Here is a 20324-nt window from a genome sequence, read left to right as displayed (position 1 = left end):
AGAACCAACATAATGAGGAGGAGTTTTCATTGAAGAGAGTATCATTCATTGTATCGATTATGATGGCATTCGTTCTGGTTGTCTCGGGTTGTTCTTCCAAGAGTAAAAACAATGAAGGACAATCCTCGCCAGCGAGCAGCGGCGCCAGTTCGCCTGCGGCGTCGGACACCGGTGAGCAGATGGTAGGCAACATGTACACGACAGGGCTGCCGATTGCCCAAAATAAAGAAGAAATTACCATCATGATTCAAGGCGGCGGATTTGACCCCAACGAGTGGGCAGCCTACAAGAAGTTAGAGGAAGAAACGAACATCCATATCAATTGGGAGATTATCCCCTGGGGCCAGTTTGATGAGAAGAAAAACCTGATGTTCGCCAGCGGGGATTATCCGGACGTCATTGCAGGCTGGGGTTTAACGAATACGGAAGTGATGAAGTACGGTCCGAAAGGCGTATTTCTGCCGATAGAAGACAGCATTGACAAGTACGCCCCCAATATTCGGAAAATGTTCGATGAAGTTCAGGGTTCAAGAGACATTTTGACGACGCCCGACGGCCATATTTATACGTTGCCGTTAGCCTGGAAGCAACCAAACACCGGCGTCGTTACACATATCAATCAGAAGTGGCTGGACAAGCTGCACTTGCAAATGCCGACCACTACGGACGAGCTGTACCAGGTTCTCAAAGCATTCAAGGAACAGGACCCGAACGGGAACGGCAAGAAGGACGAAATTCCTTTAGGTTTCCTGTCCTACACAACACCGGCGGAATCCAATCAGAGCGAGCTTGGGATGTTCGGTTACTTCGGCAGGGTAGATACGAAGGAGCATCTGGTTCTGGAGAATGGCAAAGTGGTGTATACCGCTATGCACGACGAATGGTTAAATGCGGTCAAGTTCCTCCGCAAGTTGTACAAGGAAGGGCTGATCGATCCGGAAGTATTTACGCATAATTTGCAGCAATATCAAGCCAAAGGCGAGCAGGAGCCGCCGGTATACGGCGTCGTTGCAAGCTGGGACGGATGGGGGGGCGTCGGCGAGAAAAATTTCCCGCAATACGTTCCGTTTCTTCCCGTGAAAGGTCCGGGAGTAGAGAATCCTGCATGGCTGTCGGGCGACCCGAGCATTTTCCCTACGCAATTCGTGATTACATCGGCCGGCAAAGCGAAAAAGGACCTCATTATTCGTTGGATGGATCACATCTGGTTTAATGCATCGGAGAAAGGGCCGGGAGAATTGTATTTCGGTCCGGAAGGAAAAGGCTGGGAGAAGACGGCTGACGGCAAGTGGAAAGTGTTATATCCGGAAAAAGCCGATTGGGGACCGATCTCCGGCTTCCCGATTTATTATCCGTTTAACCTGGAAGACAACTACTATTTGGATCCTCAAAAGAACCAATACCATAAAAATGTAACGCTGCAGAAGCTGTATGCGCCATACGTATCGGAAGAGCTGACTAACTTCAGGTGGCATCTCTGGTTAACTCCGGAACAGCAGGAGCAAGCTTCGACTTTGCAGACGGATATTAAAAAAGCAACAGACGATTTCTATGCAAAATGTGTAATTGGGGAAGGCGATATTGACTCCGGATACGAGAAGTTCAAGCAGGAACTTACACGTATGGGCGTCGATAAGCTGGTGGATATCTATCAGGCGGCTGTAGACGCCTCGAAATGGGCGCACAAATAATGCTTGATGCGTACGGAGGAGCCTGACATGAAATACGGCATTTATAGTGATAACGAATGGTTGTATCCCGACAGCATCGTTCATGAGCACGGAAAGAAAGAGATTCGGCTTCTTGCCGCCAAGGGGGGGCATGCAGCCTGTCAGATTTTATTCAACGGGGTGGAAGCGAATCGGCCAATCGAGGTGGAAATCGCTTCTTCGGGCCGCATCGCGTGCGAAGTGTACCGTCTGATCGATATTTTTGTAGAGAAAAATACCGGCCCGGAGGAGTTTTGCCTTAAAGAGGGAGAGTTGGCGGAAGGGTATACGACACGTCCCGCGCCTTTCCGAGTTTACGACGCCTTGAAGCCGTTCGGCGGGCATGAAGTGACGGATAAGGCGACCGAAGCGCTGTACTTGGCGTTCCGAATTGACCGGACAACGAATCCCGGCACTTATCATGCCAGCGTTCGCGTAACATTCGGAGAAGAGCGCTGCGAAATTCCTTGCACCCTCGAGGTGTTCGATGCCGAAGTGCCCTCCAAGGAAAGCTTGCACATCAGCAACTGGTTCGGCATTAACAATATGGCGAGCCGATACGGACTGGAGAAATGGTCGGAAGCGCACTGGGATATGATTCGTAAATATGGCGTGCTGATGCGCCGGGTGAGGCAAACCCATTTCTGGATTCCTTCGGAGCTGATTGAGGCTCGCAAAAACGAGGACGGCTCGTTCAGCTTCGATTTCGGTAGAATCAAGCGGTTTGTTGAAATGTATTTGGAGCTAGGCTTTACGTATATCGAGGGAAATTTGATCGCCTACCGGGTTCAATTCAAAGACGACCACTTTGTCGTCAACTGCTGCGGTGATGTGATCCCTGCATTGTCGCACGAAGGATACGACTATATTTCCCAGTATTTGAAGGCGTGGAGAAGCTTCTTGATTGAAAACGGCTGGCTGGACATTACCGTTCAGCATGTCGCCGATGAGCCTACGGAAGCTTGCGTCGGGGAATATCGCATCCTGTCCGGCATTGTACGCAAGTTCATGCCCGGCACCAAAATCATCGAAGCCGTCGAATATCCGGAGCCTTACGATTTGGACGGTTCGGTCGATATTTGGGTGCCCAAGAACAATTTATACCAGGAGTATAGAGAAGATTTCGAAAGATTTCGCAGACAAGGCGACGAGCTCTGGTTCTATACTTGCTGTGTCCCCGGCGGCTACTTCTTGAATCGGCTGTGGGACATGCCGCTGATCCGCACGCGTTATCTGCACTGGGGAAATTATATTTACAATTTAAGCGGGTATCTCCATTGGGGGTTGAACTTCTGCGCCAGCGAGGAAGATCCGTTTAATCAGCGAAATCTATTTTTCCCGCCGGGCGATACCCATATCGTGTACCCCGGAGACGATGGACCGTGGGGCAGCATGCGTTTTGAAGCTATGCGGTCAGGAATTGAGGATTACGAGCTGTTGAAAATGCTGGAGAAAATCAATAAGCCGCTGGCTGACGAGATCGCGGCGTGTTGTATCTCCAGCTTTAATCAGTACAATGAAGACACGGAACAGTTCGAAGAAGCGAGACGTTCGTTGCTCTCGGCATTATCGGAAGCATAGGCGAGATTCCCTCGAGTCGAATGTTTGGCGCCCTTCCTGAAGGAGGTTTATCAATGGCAGAGCAGTTGCGGCCCGAGCATCCTCGGCCGCAATTCGTAAGGTTATCTTGGCTGAATTTGAACGGAATATGGGAATTCGAGTATGACGACGCGAACAAGGGAACTGGGGAGAAATGGCAGGATGGCAGCCGGGCGTTCACGCGAAGCATACAAGTGCCCTTTGCTTTTCAGAGCAAGCTAAGCGGGATCGGCGATCCTTCCTACCACGATGTCGTCTGGTACCGAAGGGAGCTGCCGATTTCCGAAGCTTGGCGCGGCAAACGCGTGCTGCTGCACTTCGGTGCCGTCGATTATGAGGCGACGGTATGGGTGAACGGGGAGCTTGTCGTCCGCCACGAAGGCGGGCATACCCCCTTCAGCGCGGATATTACGGATGTGCTCCGGGATTCGGACAATGTTGTCGTCGTTCGGGCGTACGACCCGAGCACGGACATGACGATCCCGAGAGGCAAGCAATACTGGAAGCCGGAATCGTACGGCATCTTCTATACGCGAACGACGGGGATTTGGCAGACCGTGTGGCTGGAAGCGGTAGCCGACGTTTATCTGGAGAAGGTGCAGATGACGCCGGATGTCGACCGCAAAGCGGTGGAGATCGCCGCGTTCGTGAAAGGTTTGATGGATCGGCGGGAGGTCAGGCTGCGGACAACAGTCACTTATCAGGGAACGCCGATTGCCGAGCAGGAACACCGCGTGCTTACGGACGAAGCAAGCTGGACGATTCCGATTCCCATTAGCGAATACGATACCGCTTACTGGTGGTCGCCGGAGCATCCGAATCTGTTCGATGTCGCGTTTACGCTGCTGGCGGACGGTCTGGCTGTCGATGAAGCGGCCAGTTACTTCGGCATGCGCAAGGTGTCGATCGAGGACGGCAAATTCTGCTTGAACAATCGGCCCTATTTCCTCAAGATGGTGCTCGATCAGGGCTATTATCCCGACGGCAATTTAACTCCGCCCAGCGATGAGGCGATCCGGCGCGACGTTGAGCTGGCGAAGGAGATGGGGTTCAACGGCATCCGCAAGCATCAGAAGCTGGAGGACCCGCGTTTTCTATATTGGTGCGATCGACTCGGTCTGGCCGTCTGGAGCGAGGCTGCTAATGCATACGAGTATTCGCACAAGTATGTCAGACGCTTCATGAATGAATGGCAAGAGTCCGTAGAGAGGGACTACAATCATCCGTCTATTCTCGTATGGGTGCCGATCAACGAAAGCTGGGGCATTCCGGAAGTGCAGATGAACGAGCAACAGCAGCAGCATGCCTTAAGCATGTACCACTTGACGAGGTCGCTTGACTCGACGCGCCTCGTCGCCGGCAATGACGGATGGGAAATGCTGAAAACCGATCTGTTCAACATTCACGATTACGAATGGCAGCAGGAAGTGTTGGAGGCGCGTTACGAATCGGTGGACAAAGCGCTCAAGCTGATGCCGGCCGGCCGCAGGTTGCTGGTAGGCGAACATCGCTACGAAGGCCAACCGTTACTCGTCACGGAATTCGGAGGCATTTCTTATCAAACCGGCGAGCGGGCAGGTTGGGGCTACTCCGGCGCCGACAGCGCAGAGGATTTTGAGAAAAGGCTGCGCGCGGTCGTTCGTCCGCTTCTTCGCTCAAGCATCGTGCAAGGCTACTGTTATACGCAGCTGACGGACATCGAACAGGAGATTAATGGGCTGCTCACTTACGATCGCCAACCGAAAATCCCGCTTGAGATCGTCCGGGCTATCAATGAAGGGAATTAGGCGGGTGTCTCCGATTTTGTATGAATTTTCATACACGTCGCCCCATCCAGTTGCCGATCCGCCCGACTTTGTATGAATTTTCGTACACATACGCTCGTCTAGTGGCTGGTCCGGTCGATTTTGTATGAATTTTCATACACATCGCTCGTGCAGTTGCTGGTCTACCTGACTTTGTATGAATTTTCGTACACATACGCTCGTCCAGTTGTCGGTGTCCAGTAGACAATCGGTCGACTCATTTGTGGCACAATCGTCGTTTGCTTGTTCGTCGAGGGTGCCGTCGTAGAAAAGGACCTCCGCCCACTTGCAGCGGGAATTGAGGTCCTTTCACGTCTAACTAGGGATGTTCCCCTGTCTTGTAAGTACCTTTGGGACAATCCCTACTGTTCAATTCAGCTCTTATTTTGTCTCTTGCAGCTTGTGGAAATGCTCGAACAAGTTGTCGCATTCCGGACGGTCTGGAACTTTCACCATGTCGATGACGCTGTTGTCCTCGCCCTTCAAATACCTGCGCAGATGCATGTCGCTGAAGCCGTGCTTGTCCGCATCCGCCGAAGTATTGCAATAATATACTTCTTTAATGCCGGCCCAGATCATGACGGACACGCACATCGGGCATGGCTCGCAGGTGGCGTACACGGTGCAGCCTTCCAGGTTCATCGTGCCGAGCTTCTGACACGCCTCGCGGACGGCCACCATCTCGGCATGCGCGGAAGGATCGGTGTCGCGCATCATCGTATTGCTGACAACGGCGATAATCTCGTCGCCGCGAACAATTGTTGCACCGAACGGGCCGCCGACTTTCGCGTTCATGCCTTCGATCGTTTTGTCCGCCGCCATCTTCATGTAGTCCATTGTCTAATCCTCCCTAATTAACGATATGCGTACCGGCCTTCTGCCGGATCGCGTCCTGCAAGCTTTCGGGATTCGTAATAATAACGCGGCGGCCTTCCTTCTCCAGGAAACGCAAGCTGGCTTCGATTTTCGGGAGCATGCTGCCCTTAGGGAAATGCCCCTCGGCCACATAACGCTTGATTTCCTCGTCGGACACCTCTTCGAGCGCTTTCTGATCGGGCTTGCCGTAATTGATGAACACTCGAGGAACGCCGGTCGTGATGATGAGCGATTCCGCGTCGATCTGTTCTGCTAGCAAGCTTGTAGCGAAATCCTTGTCGATAACCGCATCAATGCCTTCATACGTTTTCGCCGCCGTCTTGACGACCGGGATGCCGCCCCCGCCTACGGCAATGACGACGTAACCGGATTCGATCAACGATTTGATCGCATCCTTCTCCACGATATCGATCGGCAGAGGCGATGGCACGACTCTGCGATATCCGCGACCCGAGTCCTCGATCATCACCCAGTCGGGATTCGCCCGTTTCATCTCCTCCGCTTGCTCGGCGGTGAAGAAGGAACCGACCGGCTTCGTCGGATGCTGAAAATTCGGGTCGTCCGCGCTCACCTCGACTTGCGTGATGACGGTTGCGACCTTTTTCGTCATGCCCCGGTTAATAAATTCATTCGTCAGCGCCTGCTGGATTTGATAGCCGATGGCGCCTTGCGTGTCCGCCACTAGGTTGACGAGAGGAACCGAATTCATACCAGTTACCTCATGGGCGACTTCGCTACGCCTTAGCTCGAAGCCGACTTGCGGGCCGTTGCCGTGCGTGACGACGACATCGACGCCTTCCTGCACCATATCGGCGATATTGGCAGCAATCTCGCATACGGCCTCATATTGATCCTGCACCGAGTCGCGCCCGTTATCTTTCACCAGCGCATTGCCGCCGATGGCCACAACTACAAATTTCCCCATGGCAACCTCCAAGCTCCCGGCTCTTTTACGCAGCAACCGAGTTTGTTTTTTTATAAAGCAAGACATAAAGGATAAACGATACGATCAGGCCGGTGAAAAACGCAAATTCCTTCAACTTGACGAGCAGCGTCAATCCGGTAAAGACGGTGCCCGACATCGGAATCAGGAAGCTGATAATGAGTACGATTATGGCCACTTTGTTGTAGCCGCCTGTGTACTCTCCGTCCTCTCCGGGCTTGACGTACAGGTGCTTCAAATTCAGCTTTCCTTTGTGCTGAATGTAGAAGCTCGCCAGCATAATGCCCGCGATCGGGCCGTACATGGAGCCGATAAAGCTGTAGAACAGATATAACATCGACGTGCTGGATACGAGCTTCCATGGCAAGATGAGCGTGCCAATGATGGCAGTCAGAATGCCGGCCGACTTAACTGTAAACCGTTTCGGCAAAAGCGCGGTCATCTGCAGACCTGCAGGCAGCAGGTTGCCGAACACGGTGAACGCGGTCGCTCCCAGGTTAAGCGCCAGCAGCAGGACGATGACGGCCAGCGTGCTGCTCATTTTGCCAATGGCATCAACGATGTTGAAGATAGGCTGACCGAAGGCGATTTCCGTACCCGCGATCAAGGCGATGCTCGTAATCGCAAAAAGGATGTAGGATACAAGGAAGCCGACCGGAAGCCCCCATACTGGCGCTTTTACCGATTTCGCCCGACGGGTGAAGTCGGAGATGTTGACGATCGGACCGGCCCAGTTCGATACGAGCGCGCTTACGCAAGCGATAAAGACGAGCGGGTTGTCCATCGGCTTCGCGGGCGTATAGTCCATGATCGGGCCGATGCCGCCGGCGATATCGATGCCCCAGATCGCTGCGCCGATAATAAAGACGTATACGATAGGGGAGGAATATTTGCTAAACGTGCCTAGCACTTTCATGCCGGCCAGGAACAGCAATACGGTGACGACCCAGAGCAGCACGTAAGAAAGCATTGTCGGGAAGTTCAGGCCGAACAAGTCGAAGTTGCCGCCCCAGCTCATGTAGTCCGGGAAAATACGAGTGAAAATGACGTTTAACGCCTGCGCGCCGACGACGGTCGTCGTGCCGAAAAATACGAGACCCGCGATCAGACCGCGGCAGAGCGCCGGGATGATGGAGCCTTTGACCCCGAACGAGTCGCGCAGCAGCATGGCGAAAGGAACGCCGTATTTGGCCGCCGCGACGCCATTCAGTGCATACCCGGCGGCGACGATCGCCGCTGAAAGCATAACCGCCAAGAACACTTGCGTTACATTCAACCCGAGGATAAAAAATCCGGCGACGGTCATATACGACATGATGTTATGAACCGGACCCATCCAGACGGTAATATAATTAAATATGCCCCAGTCGCGCTTCTCTTGCGGCATCGGCAAAATATCTTCTGCGTAGCCATATTCTCCATACTTTTCCGCTGCTTCCTTAACGGCCGCGTTGATCGATTCCTGCGTAGCTTCATGGGCCATTTCGCGATTCATGGACTGTTCCCCAATCTCCCTCGAAGGGTATGGTAATGGGACCGCTATCTATGACGCTTATTGCTGCTCGAGCAATTGGAGCGACTGGCGCTTGTGCTCGCGATACAGCGGGTTGCCGGGATCGTGAACGATGGCGTTCTCGATCGCGTCCGCAGCTTCCCGGTGTTTGCCGAGCGACCGCAGGCTGTTGGCTTTATGAAACGAGAAATCGTAACGATGGGGCTGCTGCGCCAGCAGTCTGTCCATCTCTATGACAGCTTCCTCGTGCCGGCCCAGCTCCCTCAAATAATTCGATTTGTGGTAACGGTAGAATGTGTCGTCCGAGTCCAATGAGATCGCCCTGTCGTATGATGCCAAGGCCCGCCCGGGATTTTTCAATAGCCGCCAGGCATTCGCGATGTAGAAGTAAAATTCCAGCTCCGTAGGCTGAAGCGCCAACGCTCTGCCGTACTCGACAATGGCTTCTTCATAGTTGCCCGACTCTGCCAGAAACGAGCCTTTGTAATAGATCAAGTCCGTGTTGCCGCCGTCCGCCTGCAGAGCCCGGTCCACTTCCGCTATCGCTTCCTCATAGCGGTCTTGCCGCGCCAGCGCGTTCGCGTTAACGATAGCGGGATGGCTGTCGACGTTCTCCCCGTCAAGAAGCTTGATGACTTGCTGCTGATTCATCTCTTCCGCATGACGACGAGAGGATTTGCCGTCCCGGTCAGGCAGTTCGGCGTCGGCGCCGGCGAGAACAAGCAGCTCGATCACATCGGCGTACAGCCTGCCGCCGTTGCCGAGAACGACGGCTTCCAGCAGGGCGGACCAACCGAGGTTGTTAACGTGGTTGACGGCCACGCCCGCATCCAGGCATACTTGCACGGTTTTCAGGTAGCCTTTCTCGCTCGAAGGAAGCAGCGCCGTCCCCCCGAACCGGTTCACGCTCCGGATATCGGCTCCCGCAGCTAGCGTCAATCGCAATATATGATGAAAACCGTTCGCACCTGCGCACAGGTACGGCGACAGCATCGTATTGTCCCTGGCGTTGACGTCGCTGCCGGCGGCGATAAGCAGGCTCGCGATTTCCTCGTTGTTTTTCTGCACCGCCGCCATCAAGGCGGTCCGTCCGTTCGCGTCACGGCCGTGCACATCCGCTCCGGCCTCGAGCAGCCGCCGGACGGCGGCTGCGTCTTCGCGGTCGGAAGCCAAGATCAGCGCTATTGCATCTGCTTGGAGGTTACTCATGAGCAGAGTCACCGCCGCTCATCGCCAGCAACGCCTTCTCGAAGCAGTCGACCGGCGGATGGGTAATGCCGGCGCCGATCATGCCGATTCCCGCATCCTTGTGGGCGATCGCGGTGTTGATGACGGGCATGATGCCGGTTTGCGCCACTTTCCGGATGTCGATGCCGGTCGGAATGCCGCGGAAGTTCAGCAGCGGAATCGTGACGTTCGGATTTTCCGCCGTCGTAATTTCTTTCATTTTCGTCGAGTAGCCGAGCGCTTCGTCGACAGTGCCGCCTACGAGGGCGACGATCGCCGGAGCGGTCGCCATCGCAAAGCCGCCGATGCCGTACGTCTCGGTAATCGCGCTATCGCCGATATCAAGTCCCGAATCCTCAGGCTTATACCCGGCGAACATCGGTCCGATGACTTTCTGTGCAGGGCCGGTAAACCACGTGTTGCCCGGCATGCCGCTCACGCGAATGCCGAATTCGACGCCGTTGCGGGCCATCGTCGTGACGATCGTGCTGTGCTCGATCCCATGCGCCGCGTCCAGCGCGCATTTGCACATCGCCATCCAGGTCGGGCCGGAGAAATAATCGCTGCTGGCCACGAAGTTGAACACTTCGATTTTCTGCTCGGTCGTAAAGCCCGTTTGCAGAATCAGCGGGGTAAGCGCCTGGATTAACAGCGCCGTTCCGGCATTGTTGCGGTTGTGGCACTCGTCGCCCATGTGGAGCGCTTGCGCCAGCATCAGGCGCAGGTCGATGCCGTTCTCGGAAAACTTCATCGCATCCCGCAGCATTGGGCCGAGCACGTCCCGCATCCAGACGAGCCGCTCGATTACCGTTTCGTCATTAGCGCCCATACGCAAAATTTTGGAAAGCTGCTCGCTCAAGTTCGTATAAGCAATATTGCCGTACGTTTTATTTTCAACGATATGCATGAACATCGAAGCCGAAGTGACGCCCGCCATAGACCCGACGCAGTTGTGCTCGTGGCACGGCGAGAACGTAATCTCACCAGAAGCGGCGACTCGCTCCGCATCCGCCAAATCTTTCGCGAGACCCTCGAACACGAGCGCGCCTGTTACAGCACCTTTCATCGGGCCGCTCATCTTCTCCCACGTAATCGGCGGACCTGCGTGGAGAATCGTCCTCTTTGTCATGCCCGGCACGACGTTGATCGCCTGATCGAAGCCGATCAGCACCGGCTGCGAGTTGACGATCCGTTCGATCGCCAGCTTATTGGCCGCTTCGATCTGCTCCAGCCGTTCGGGCTGCTCGAGCTTGTCGAGGGCGGCGATGATTTCAGGCTTGCCGCCGCCTGGAGGTTTCCACTCCAGTTGGCTGACGCGCGCTTTTTGCTTCATCATATCGTCCTTGAACATTTCCAGACCGACGTTGATGACGTGCAAATCTTGTTTGAATAGCTCGTTGATTTTGCTCATGTTATTCTCCCTTCTCCACGAAACCTCTGGCGAGCAGTCCGGCGTTGGTGCTGCTGCTGGCATAGGTGACGCCTGCCGATACGAGCTTGTTCAGCTGATCTTCCACGGAAGGCGTGTCGAGATCGGTGCCGAGCACGTATCCGACGATCTCCAGATGCCTGCCCTCTTCAGCGGCAAGCCGCTTGGCTTCCACAATTGACGGGATCATAACGCCGACCGGGTCTTCGTGCGAGCCGTAGCCGAGCACGAAATCCATTAGGATGACGCCGACCGATGGATCTCTAGCTTCCTGCTTGAAGCGTTCGATGCGCGAGGAAGGATCGATCATCGGGTGAGGTCTGCCGTTCGTAAAATCATCGTCTCCGAAGTCGACGAACGTGTGCGCTTGGCTGACATGAACGTCCTTCAGCCGGTATTCCGGTTTTTTCGGAATGTTGCTGTACACGTCCTCGTATTTCTCCATTGCCAAATACATCGCCTCGTCGCAGAGCGTTCCTCCGCAGAACAAGCCGCGAATGTACTTCTGCTCCGGTTTCAGCTTCGCTTTGATCTCTTCGATGAGCGGCAGATTGAGCGGGTGCTTGTCGATCGTGCTCTCGTCGACGCCGGACAGAATGACCGCCTTCAGCGCCGCTTCCTTCGTCGTCTTGGCGAAATGACCGCCCGCAGCCGTAACCGCGTCTTCCGATCCGCCGATGAAGCAGACGACGACCGGTTTGTTCATTTGCTTGATTTCAGCCAATACTTTCTGCTCTACGCTAGGAGCCGGCGGCTTCGAGATGAGGACGATTACTTTCGTCGCTTCGTCTTCATTAAGCGCCCTCATGGCGTCCAGCATCATCATGCCACCGACGCGCTCGCTCAAGTCACGACCGCCCGTGCCGATCAATTGGGACACACCGCCGCCGAAATCGTGAATGCGCACGCTGATTTCCTGGCTGCCCGTACCGGATGCGCCTACAATGCCGATGCTGCCTTGGCGCACCTTATTGGCGAAGCATAATCCGACATTGCCGATGATCGCCGTGCCGCAGTCCGGGCCCATCATCAACAATCCGCGCTCATGGGCGAGTCGCTTTAACGCGATCTCGTCGTCTACGCTCACGTTGTCGCTGAACAGCATGACGTGAAGGTTTTTTTCCAACGCCTTCCGGGCTTCCCTCGCGGCGAACGCGCCATTTACGGAAATGACGGCCATATTGGCCGACGAAAGGCTTCTTGCCGCGGAATCGATCGTCGGATACTGGATTTCGCTTGTTCCGGACATCTCGTCTTTGGCAGCGAATAGGTTCTCGACCGCTTCATAAGAACGTTCGGCCAACTCGTCGTTCGCGGCTTTAATGACGATCATCAGGTCGCTGTTTTTCGCTTCTTCCAGCTCAGGCGCCATCAGCCCGACGTTCTGCAGCACTTCCTTGTTCATCTGCGTGCCCATGGCGATAAAAGCTTGCTCGATTGTATCGATCTTATTCGCTTTCGTCGTCAACGACATGAGCGATACGGAGTCGAAGTACGTGTTTTTCTTAATGACAACTTTGGTCGACATAGTTTACCTCCAGCGTTGTTCTAGATTAAGCTCCAGTCCATGAATCAGCCCGAGAGCGATTTCCGTTCCCGAAGACGAGCCGATCCGGAGCACCTCCGCAAGCCTTTCCGTCGTTTCCTCGGGAATGCCTTCGACTGCGGCTTGGACAAAACGAATAATAGATTCTCGGACCTGCCCGTCTGCGGCCTTCTTCATCGTGATGAAGCTGATCGGATTCGTGAGCTCGGACGCGCCAGCGACGACTTCCGAGCAGAACGGCCGACCGGACCAGAGCGGGCTGTTCGGCAGATTAAAGGCCGTAAACAATCCCGTCAAATAATCGTCGCCCGACGGAGTCAACCCGGGGCCAAGCCCGACGAGCCCGAGTGCAGAGGGGATCGCATCTCGCCATCGGCCTGCGGCCAATTCCGCCAGCAGATGCGAAGAACGCTCCGCCAGCAATCGCCTAGTCTCGGCTTCAAAACTGCTGACCGGCGCTACGCTTTTCAGCATGCCGCCGTTCTGTCCAAAAGCATCGATATGCCGCTTCGCAACCTGCACATTCGCCAGAAGTCGCTCTTGCTCGCGCGGATAGGCGGGCAACACCGCGTGCCACGGCTCGGCGCCTACAACGGATATTTCCAGCTTGCCTTCTACGATTAAACATTGATTCTCGGAGATCACCCGATCGTGAGCGGCTAGCCCCAGCGTGGAGCAACGATCGAGCTCCGTGACGAGCGTATTAGGACCGTTATCAACGGCGTGATTGGCTATCGTATACAATTCGCCGGTTGTCGCATCCGCGATGTTGAGCGTACGCTCGAATACGCTGTGAACGCTTCCAAAGAACAAGCCTTGCTCTACGAGGTGGATAAAGTCGGGATCTCCGGATTTGACCGTCGCGGCACGTTCGGCCACTACGTTCGGCTTGCTTCTGTTTCTGTCATGTTCAGTCAGATGTTCTCCTCCTTTACATGAGTCTGCAAGCGGAGCCATTAGAGTCAGGCGGGAGCGCAGGGCGTCCGCATGTCGTAGCTGCCTTGGTTTTCTGCTGCGCGGATGTTACACTGAACTGTGAATAAACGGCGGGTCTTGGTGTCTTGGCGTCCATAGTTGAACTTTTTGTGAATTTGTTCACATTCACATACCCGCCCCCTCGCCTGACAACCAAATTATAGTCCTCGGGTAGGGCAGGGTCATTATTCAACGGCACTGAAAATAAGTCTTGTCTATTATGCATATTGCACAACGAGCGATAGAAGGAGATGAGCCTGTTGATTACGGTCGAGCAGTTGTTGTCGATTAAATCACTTGAAGGCATCAAGCTGATAGCCGGCCATGCGGGCATTCACAACCGGATTTCGCTCGCCAACATCATCGAGAATCCTGACGCATTCGATTGGCTCTCTCCGAATGAGCTGATTTTGTCTACGGGGTATGTGTTCAAAGACAGCGAAGAGATGCAAATTCGGATTATCCAGGAGCTGTCGGAAATCAACTGCGCGGGCCTGATGATCAAGATGAGGCGGTATTTCGACAAGCTGCCGCAGAACATGATCGAGCTTGCCGACCGCCTCGGATTCCCGTTGCTGGAGCTGCCGTTCGAGTACACGCTGGCACAGGTCATCGCAATCGTGAACGAGAAGACGAGTGCCGACTACGATACATTAAACCGTCGATCGCTGGATTTGCATCATGACTTATTCAAGATCGCCCTCGAAGGCGGGGGCGTCGAGCAAATCGCGGACAAGCTGTCAGCGACAATCGACAATCCGCTAATTATTGTGGACCGCGATTGGAACCTTCTCTGCCATAAGGAAAGCATGTCCGCAGTCGTACCGCTGGAGCGGATCGTTCCTCTGGAGATGGGTAAGCCGGTTCTCCCGATCGATTTTACGGACAAAATCCCGAAATATATGAGCGAAATCAAGCGATCGATCAAACGGATTTACCATCATGGCGGACAAGCTTATATATGCCGTATTATGCCCGTTGCCGTCTCTAACTTTGTATACGGCTATATCGTCGTGTTTCAGACGGGGCGCAGCTTGACCGAATTCGATTACTTGGCGATGGAGAACGTATCGACGATTCTAACGTTGGACCGGATCAAGGCGAAGGAAATCGAGGAGGCCAAGCTAAAGATCAGGCAGGATCTATTCGATATTCTGCTTTCGGGCAACGCGATGTCGCCGGATATGCTGAAGACGTTATCTGAAGCACACGGGCTGCAGGAGAAACACGCGTATTATTGCGTGCTGATCCAGATCGAATCGCGCGATCCCGACAGCTACCCCAGCATGGTCCACCGCAAATACGAGTTGGAACACGTCGCTAAGAAATGCGCGCAGCTCATTCATGGTTTGTCCAACCGCTCGAATGGAGAAGTCGTCAGCTACTTCCGCAATCAGGAAATCGTCGTCCTGGTCGGTAAGCAGGAACATAAATCGCCTGTCATCAAGCAGGAAGCGAAAGCTTTAGCCGAAGAGATGCTCGAGGAACTGAACGGCCAAGCGAAGGAAATGACTTTCCATCTTGCCATCGGCGGCCAGTACCCGACGCTTCATTCGCTGCACCGGAGCTTTCACGAAGCCCAGGAAGCGTTGAGGTTGCTGCAGAGGCTGGGTGACGATCGGGCGATTGTTCATTTCGAAGATTTGGCGGGAGATCATTTTCTGGATTCGAATATTAAACCCTCAGAGATGGAAAGCTTCGTTCACAAATCGTTAGGCGCAGTGTCCGATCACGATCGGGCGTTCGGAACAAGCTTTGTTGCGACACTCGATTATTATTTCAAATATAACCGCAATGTGACGGAAGCCGCCAAAGCGATGTTTATCCACCGCAACACGTTCATTTATCGCATCGACAAAATCAAGGAGCTGCTGCATACTGACCTTAAGGACACCGACGAGCTGTTCCAATTGCAACTTGCTTTGAAATTATTTCGCTTGATGCGGGCTCTTTAAAAAAGCGACACCTACTCCGAATGTGGAGAGGTGTCGCTTTTTTTAGCGGTCTACTCCAAAATCACTCTAAGCTCTTTCAGCCGTTCTGCCGCCTCCGCCGCTTCTTCAAGTTCTTGATCCGACAGCGGCAATTTCTCCGCATCATTCATATATGTCCCCGCAACATTAAGCTCATCCATGGCAATGGCGATATCTGCCCGGAGCACGTATGCCCAATATCGCAGCGATGCCGGTACTTCTTTTTCTTTTTTCGAGAAAACAAGGTCGAGAACTCTTGCCGCTTCCGATGGTTCGTCTTTGGCATACATGAGTCGGTATGCGGTTTCGAACGCATTCCTGAATCGTGACGAATGAATGACAACGTAGTGATCGTTCTGGAGCGGCCTCGGTGAGTCGTGCTTCTGGCCGATCAATAATCGATTGCCGGCAGGATCGATCAAGTTAAATCTCCGGTCCTCCGCCAAGTTGTTGAGCTTGGTGATCCTGGGTAATCCTTTGGACGGAACTTTCCGATAAACCTTCTTCAGATTGTCGCAAAAGGTCCGGTATACGGTATCCACATTGGAGACGTTGACATAACACATGCTGTACGAATTGGCCGGTTCCAGTTGCTTCAGTACAAAGAAGTGCAACTCCACGATGCTATGCCGGACGCAAGCGTACAAGTTTGGCTTGACTTGCCGATAAGTCAGCTCGAAGCCCAATGCCTCGTAGAAGTCCAATTGCTCGTCAATAGACCTGCAAGGGAGAATAGGGATTGCTACGCCTATCCGATTCGTTGACAAGAGATCAACCTCCTTATTTTAAATCAGTTCATGCCGTAATCGCCTTACGCTTTTTATTAAACATCATTCGTGCAAATGATAAGGTTTTTCTGATTCCTTCCCTGTATTACAATAGAAATTAACTAGAACCCGTCATGAAGTTTAATGATGGTTTGGAGGTTCAGGGGTTCGAATGAACGGAATCGAAATTGCGAAGAAATTAAATATCAGTACGAGTGCGTTAAGGCATTACGAATCATGGGGGATTGTCCCTAAAGTGGAGAGATCGGCGAACGGGTACCGCATCTATACGGAGGAGCATGAGGCTTATTTTCAATGTATACGTGCGCTCATTCCCGGATTCGGGGCGGGATTTGTTCGAGAGGTGATGCCGCGGATTATGAAGGGGGAGAAACTTGAGGTTCTGTGGCTCATGAACAAGACGTTCGTCGATCTTCATTTGGAGAAGGAAACCGTACAAAAAACGGCGGAAATGCTGGATTTGAAAGAGCTGGCCAACCTCCCGAAACGCTTCGATAAAGAGCTGTTTACGATCGGAGAGGTTGCCCGTATTGCGAACATATCGGCCTCCTCCATCCGCCACTGGGAGAAGGAAGGGTTAATCAGGCCTGAGCGTCACCATGAGAGCGGATTTCGTGTATACAGTCCCGCGAATATTCGCAAAGTGCTTATTATCCGTACTGTTCAGAAGGTTGCTTACTCCTTGGATAGCGTTCGTAACGTATTGGCGGAACTGGACAAAAACAACGTATCGCAGGCGAAAGAGATTGTTCTCGAGTCGTTGCAATACATCGATCAAACGTTAGTTGAGCGAGTGCGTGGCGCCTCATATTTGCACAGCCTTTTGGAAAAAAACAGCCATTCAGGACTTTTTCCCGAACGCGCCTATGGTGGCATGGAACAGACCGATCAGAAGAACGCCGAAAGATGCGGCAATCCATGAGGCAACGGGATACCCCTGAACGTCTGCAAAGTATACAAGCAGCGCAGTTACGTTAAATCCCGCCCAGCCTGCCACAAGATTCGGTGTAGCCGAGGTGCCAAAAGTAACAGCTAAATGGCCGAAGGAGAGAGAAGCGGATGACCGCAGACGAACCTCGCTTGAAAGCGTTAGGGGAATTTATTAAATCTTGCCGTGCCAGGCTCACTCCGGATAGAGTCGGGTTGCCCTTCGGCCATACGCGGAGGCGTCTGTCGGGATTACGACGGGACGAAGTCGCGGAGTTGGCTGGAGTTAGCACGACATGGTACACATGGCTTGAACAAGGGCGGGATATTCAAGTTTCCAGGCACATTCTCGACTGCATTGGCCGGGCGCTTCGCTTAAACGCGGATGAATATATGCATTTGATGAAATTGGCCCAATTTCCGATCGATACGCCCGCAGACACCGGAAGTTTGGTCATTACTCCAGGTTTACGCAAAATCATAGACGGCATCGTATACCCGTCAATGGTCGTCAACGATAGGGCGGATGTGCTGGCGTGGAACGCTGCGTCTGGCAGTTATTTTGTCGATTTCTCCGCAGTGCCGAACCACGAAAGGAATATGATCTGGCAATGGTTTACGAACGTTTCCCTTCAGGCCCGAATTGCCAATTGGGAGGAGCGCTCGCCCTATGCCGTAGCCTTGTTCAGAGGCATCTGCGACAAATATGCAGGAGATCACGAGATCACGCATTTGGTAGAGAAATTAAAACAAACAAGCCAATATTTCGCGGAACAATGGGCACGTCGCGAAGTCAGACAGAAATCAGGCGGGTTTCTTGAGTTTTTATTCTCCTATGGCGAGAAGCAATCGTTTGAGGTGACATCTTTCTTGAACATTAATAGCCGCGATGACGTTCATTGCTACGTGTTCACGCCTTGCGAGTGACGGAGCGCGATCTTAAAAAAGGATCGGGGGGCGGCAGGTAGTTACTATAACCTTCCATCTCGTTGATTCGTTATTTAAGGATGAACGCAGTTATCGAAGAGTGGAGTGACTACCGCGATGGAGCATTATTGGAATCACAATACAGCTTTCCATGAAGAGTTAGTGGCAGATGCGAAGCAACGCGGCGGACGAGCACTCGACATCGGATGCGGCGAAGGCCTGCTTCTTCAGCGCCTGGCGCCTTTCGTCGAACACGCTGTCGGAATCGATCCCGACGCGCAAATCATTCCACGGGCTCGAACACGATTAGCATCCGTATCGAATGTATCGCTCATCAATGGTGACTTTCTTGAGATGCCAGAGCCTGCGCAAAGAGAGCTTTATAGTACGATCGTTTGCGTAGCGACTTTGCACCATATGGAATTGAGAGCTGCATTGCAGCAGATGGGTCGATTTCTTGCACCTGGAGGGCGGCTTCTCGTCGTTGGTTTGGCAGCGAACAAATCGATTGCCGATTTCGTCATCTCCGGGCTTCATGTTGTTCCGATTCGGATTATGGATCGACTTCATGGCGTGGTGCAAGATATTGGCGTTCGGATTGCCGATCCCAAAGAATCTTTAAGCGAGATTCGGCACGTGGCGCGAGAAGTTCTGCCGGGTGCAAAGATCCGGCGCCGCTTCTACTATCGGTACCTGCTGTCCTGGGATAAACCGAAGTGAGCATAAAAGGGCTGTAACAACCTGCCGGTAGGCAAGCTGTTGCAGTCCTTTTTAGGTTGTTCTGCAAACAGATTACGAACGTCAGTTTGCGGTTGAACGATCGATCAATAATCGATATACTAATTAAGTAATTTACTAAATTACTAAATGAGAAAAGAGGATTTATCGTGTTTGCCAATCGTTATGTTCGAACCATCGTTTTTTCGCGAGTATTGCTGCAGTTGGGAATCTGGATTCGAAATTTTGCAGTTCTGCTGTATGTGACGCAACTGACCCATAATAACCCTGTGTATATTTCATATATTTCGGTCGTTGAGTTCGCGCCAATCTTTCTGTTCGCGATCATTGGCGGGACTTTCGCTGACAGGTGGCGTCCCAAGCGAACGATGGTGTGGAGCGATTTCTTGTCCGCTTTGTCTGTCGCCGCGGTGTTGATTGCCGTCATAAATGGCGGATGGGTTGCGCTTCTTGAAGGCACTTTTATCTCGGCAAGTTTGTCGCAGTTCTCTCAACCGTCAGCTATGAAAATATACAAGAGACACGTGCCGGAGGATCAGCTTCAGGGCGTAATGGCGATCTCCCAATCTCTTGTTGCGGTCTTTACCGTGTTGGGGCCAGTAATTGGGACATTTATTTTCATACAGTTTGGAATCAAAGTCTCCCTTGTCTTGACGGCAATTCTATTCTTGGGGTCCTCTGTTATATTGTCGACACTTCCTCGCGATGAAGCGGGACAACAATCCGTTCGCAGCGGTAAATTTTTGGAAGAGTTGTCGGCGGGATTGAGGTATATCGCTTCTAATCGATCCTTAAGAACGCTGAGCGCGACCTTTGCAACTTGCGGATTGGCGGCAGGTTTGATTCAGCCGCTTCTGATTTTTATCGCGATGGAGAAATTAGGACAGGACAAACAATTTCTGCAGTGGCTGGTCATGGCCAATGGGGCCGCGATGTTGGCGGGTGGAGCTCTGATCATGGGAATTGCCAAAAAGGTGAAGCCGCAAATCCTGCTCGCAGTAGGCTTACTGATTAGTGCTGCCTGTACAGTCGGGGTTGGTGCATCTTCGGTGATTGGGCTGACTCTCGCACTCCAGGCGATTAGCGGGTTATTCTACCCTTGCATCCAGGTCGGAATCCAGACCCTCATAATGAGAAACACTGAGGGAGCATTTATCGGACGAGTTTCCGGGACGATTTCTCCTGTCTTTATGGGGATGATGGTCATCGGCATGCTAAGCTCCGGTTTCCTGAAGGACTCGTTGTCCATCTTGACGGTATATGCCATAAGCGGCGGCTTGCTTATTGTGGGCGCGCTTTTACTAACCCCTATCATTGTGAGTAGAACCAAGGCCCACTAACCCCAAGTA

The 20324-nt window shown here is 53.0% G+C and carries 16 protein-coding genes; 8 read left to right on the top strand and 8 right to left on the bottom strand.

The window, feature by feature from the left end; all coding sequences use genetic code 11:
- Positions 1-29 precede the first annotated feature (29 nt).
- From ACFPOF_RS07945 to ACFPOF_RS07935, 3 genes are read left to right on the top strand one after another with little or no spacing between them, the layout of a single operon-like run.
- Positions 30-1691 carry an extracellular solute-binding protein gene (locus ACFPOF_RS07945; RefSeq protein WP_378131321.1) on the top strand — a complete coding sequence of 554 codons (1662 nt, stop codon included), beginning with the start codon at positions 30-32 and terminating at the stop codon, positions 1689-1691.
- A gap of 27 nt (positions 1692-1718) precedes the next feature.
- Positions 1719-3290: a DUF4091 domain-containing protein gene (locus tag ACFPOF_RS07940; RefSeq protein WP_378131319.1), complete on the top strand. Its 1572-nt coding sequence runs from the start codon at positions 1719-1721 to the stop codon at positions 3288-3290.
- A 53-nt stretch (positions 3291-3343) separates the two neighbouring features.
- Positions 3344-5095 (top strand): glycoside hydrolase family 2 protein, encoded by a 1752-nt coding sequence (locus ACFPOF_RS07935; RefSeq protein WP_378131317.1) that lies wholly within the window; start codon positions 3344-3346, stop codon positions 5093-5095.
- A gap of 399 nt (positions 5096-5494) precedes the next feature.
- Here ACFPOF_RS07935 and ACFPOF_RS07930 read toward each other — a convergent pair whose 3' ends face one another.
- From ACFPOF_RS07930 to ACFPOF_RS07900, 7 genes are read right to left on the bottom strand one after another with little or no spacing between them, the layout of a single operon-like run.
- Positions 5495-5950, bottom strand: a complete 456-nt coding sequence (locus tag ACFPOF_RS07930) for a nucleoside deaminase (protein WP_378131315.1) — start codon at positions 5948-5950, stop codon at positions 5495-5497.
- A gap of 13 nt (positions 5951-5963) precedes the next feature.
- The gene (gene arcC / locus ACFPOF_RS07925) at positions 5964-6914 is read right to left on the bottom strand and encodes a carbamate kinase (RefSeq protein WP_378131313.1); all 951 of its coding nucleotides are present in this window, start codon (positions 6912-6914) and stop codon (positions 5964-5966) included.
- 25 nt (positions 6915-6939) lie between these two features.
- Positions 6940-8427, bottom strand: coding sequence for a cytosine permease (locus tag ACFPOF_RS07920; protein ID WP_378131311.1), 1488 nt, complete (start codon positions 8425-8427; stop codon positions 6940-6942).
- Positions 8428-8484: 57 nt separating this feature from the next.
- On the bottom strand, positions 8485-9654 hold the full coding sequence (locus ACFPOF_RS07915; RefSeq protein ID WP_378131309.1) for an ankyrin repeat domain-containing protein: 1170 nt from the start codon (positions 9652-9654) through the stop codon (positions 8485-8487).
- The gene (locus ACFPOF_RS07910; protein ID WP_378131307.1) at positions 9647-11083 is read right to left on the bottom strand and encodes a YlbE family protein; all 1437 of its coding nucleotides are present in this window, start codon (positions 11081-11083) and stop codon (positions 9647-9649) included. Before ACFPOF_RS07910 ends, ACFPOF_RS07915 begins: the two co-directional genes overlap by 8 nt.
- A gap of 1 nt (position 11084) precedes the next feature.
- Positions 11085-12629 carry an acyl-CoA synthetase FdrA gene (gene fdrA, locus ACFPOF_RS07905; protein ID WP_378131305.1) on the bottom strand — a complete coding sequence of 515 codons (1545 nt, stop codon included), beginning with the start codon at positions 12627-12629 and terminating at the stop codon, positions 11085-11087.
- Positions 12630-12632: 3 nt separating this feature from the next.
- Positions 12633-13526, bottom strand: a complete 894-nt coding sequence (locus ACFPOF_RS07900; protein ID WP_378131303.1) for an oxamate carbamoyltransferase subunit AllH family protein — start codon at positions 13524-13526, stop codon at positions 12633-12635.
- 347 nt (positions 13527-13873) lie between these two features.
- On the opposite strand from ACFPOF_RS07900, the gene ACFPOF_RS07895 reads away from it, so the two are divergent.
- Positions 13874-15577, top strand: coding sequence for a PucR family transcriptional regulator (locus ACFPOF_RS07895; RefSeq protein ID WP_378131301.1), 1704 nt, complete (start codon positions 13874-13876; stop codon positions 15575-15577).
- A 50-nt stretch (positions 15578-15627) separates the two neighbouring features.
- Here the strand turns inward: ACFPOF_RS07895 and ACFPOF_RS07890 are convergent, their stop codons facing one another.
- The gene (locus tag ACFPOF_RS07890; RefSeq protein ID WP_378131299.1) at positions 15628-16362 is read right to left on the bottom strand and encodes a bleomycin resistance protein; all 735 of its coding nucleotides are present in this window, start codon (positions 16360-16362) and stop codon (positions 15628-15630) included.
- Between the two features lie 172 nt (positions 16363-16534).
- Here ACFPOF_RS07890 and ACFPOF_RS07885 point away from each other — a divergent pair, with 172 nt between their 5' ends.
- From ACFPOF_RS07885 to ACFPOF_RS07870, 4 genes are all read left to right on the top strand, one after another.
- Positions 16535-17305: a MerR family transcriptional regulator gene (locus ACFPOF_RS07885; RefSeq protein WP_378131298.1), complete on the top strand. Its 771-nt coding sequence runs from the start codon at positions 16535-16537 to the stop codon at positions 17303-17305.
- Positions 17306-17442: 137 nt separating this feature from the next.
- The gene (locus ACFPOF_RS07880; RefSeq protein ID WP_378131296.1) at positions 17443-18237 is read left to right on the top strand and encodes a helix-turn-helix transcriptional regulator; all 795 of its coding nucleotides are present in this window, start codon (positions 17443-17445) and stop codon (positions 18235-18237) included.
- 117 nt (positions 18238-18354) lie between these two features.
- The gene (locus ACFPOF_RS07875; RefSeq protein ID WP_378131294.1) at positions 18355-18957 is read left to right on the top strand and encodes a class I SAM-dependent methyltransferase; all 603 of its coding nucleotides are present in this window, start codon (positions 18355-18357) and stop codon (positions 18955-18957) included.
- Positions 18958-19124: 167 nt separating this feature from the next.
- Positions 19125-20315 (top strand): MFS transporter, encoded by a 1191-nt coding sequence (locus ACFPOF_RS07870; RefSeq protein ID WP_378131292.1) that lies wholly within the window; start codon positions 19125-19127, stop codon positions 20313-20315.
- Positions 20316-20324: the final 9 nt, after the last annotated feature.

The organism is Cohnella soli (genome assembly GCF_042655525.1).
Lineage (GTDB): Bacteria > Bacillota > Bacilli > Paenibacillales > Paenibacillaceae > Cohnella > Cohnella soli.
The sequence above is the reverse complement of the archived record's forward strand: the minus strand, read 5'-3'. Positions and strand labels throughout refer to the sequence as shown.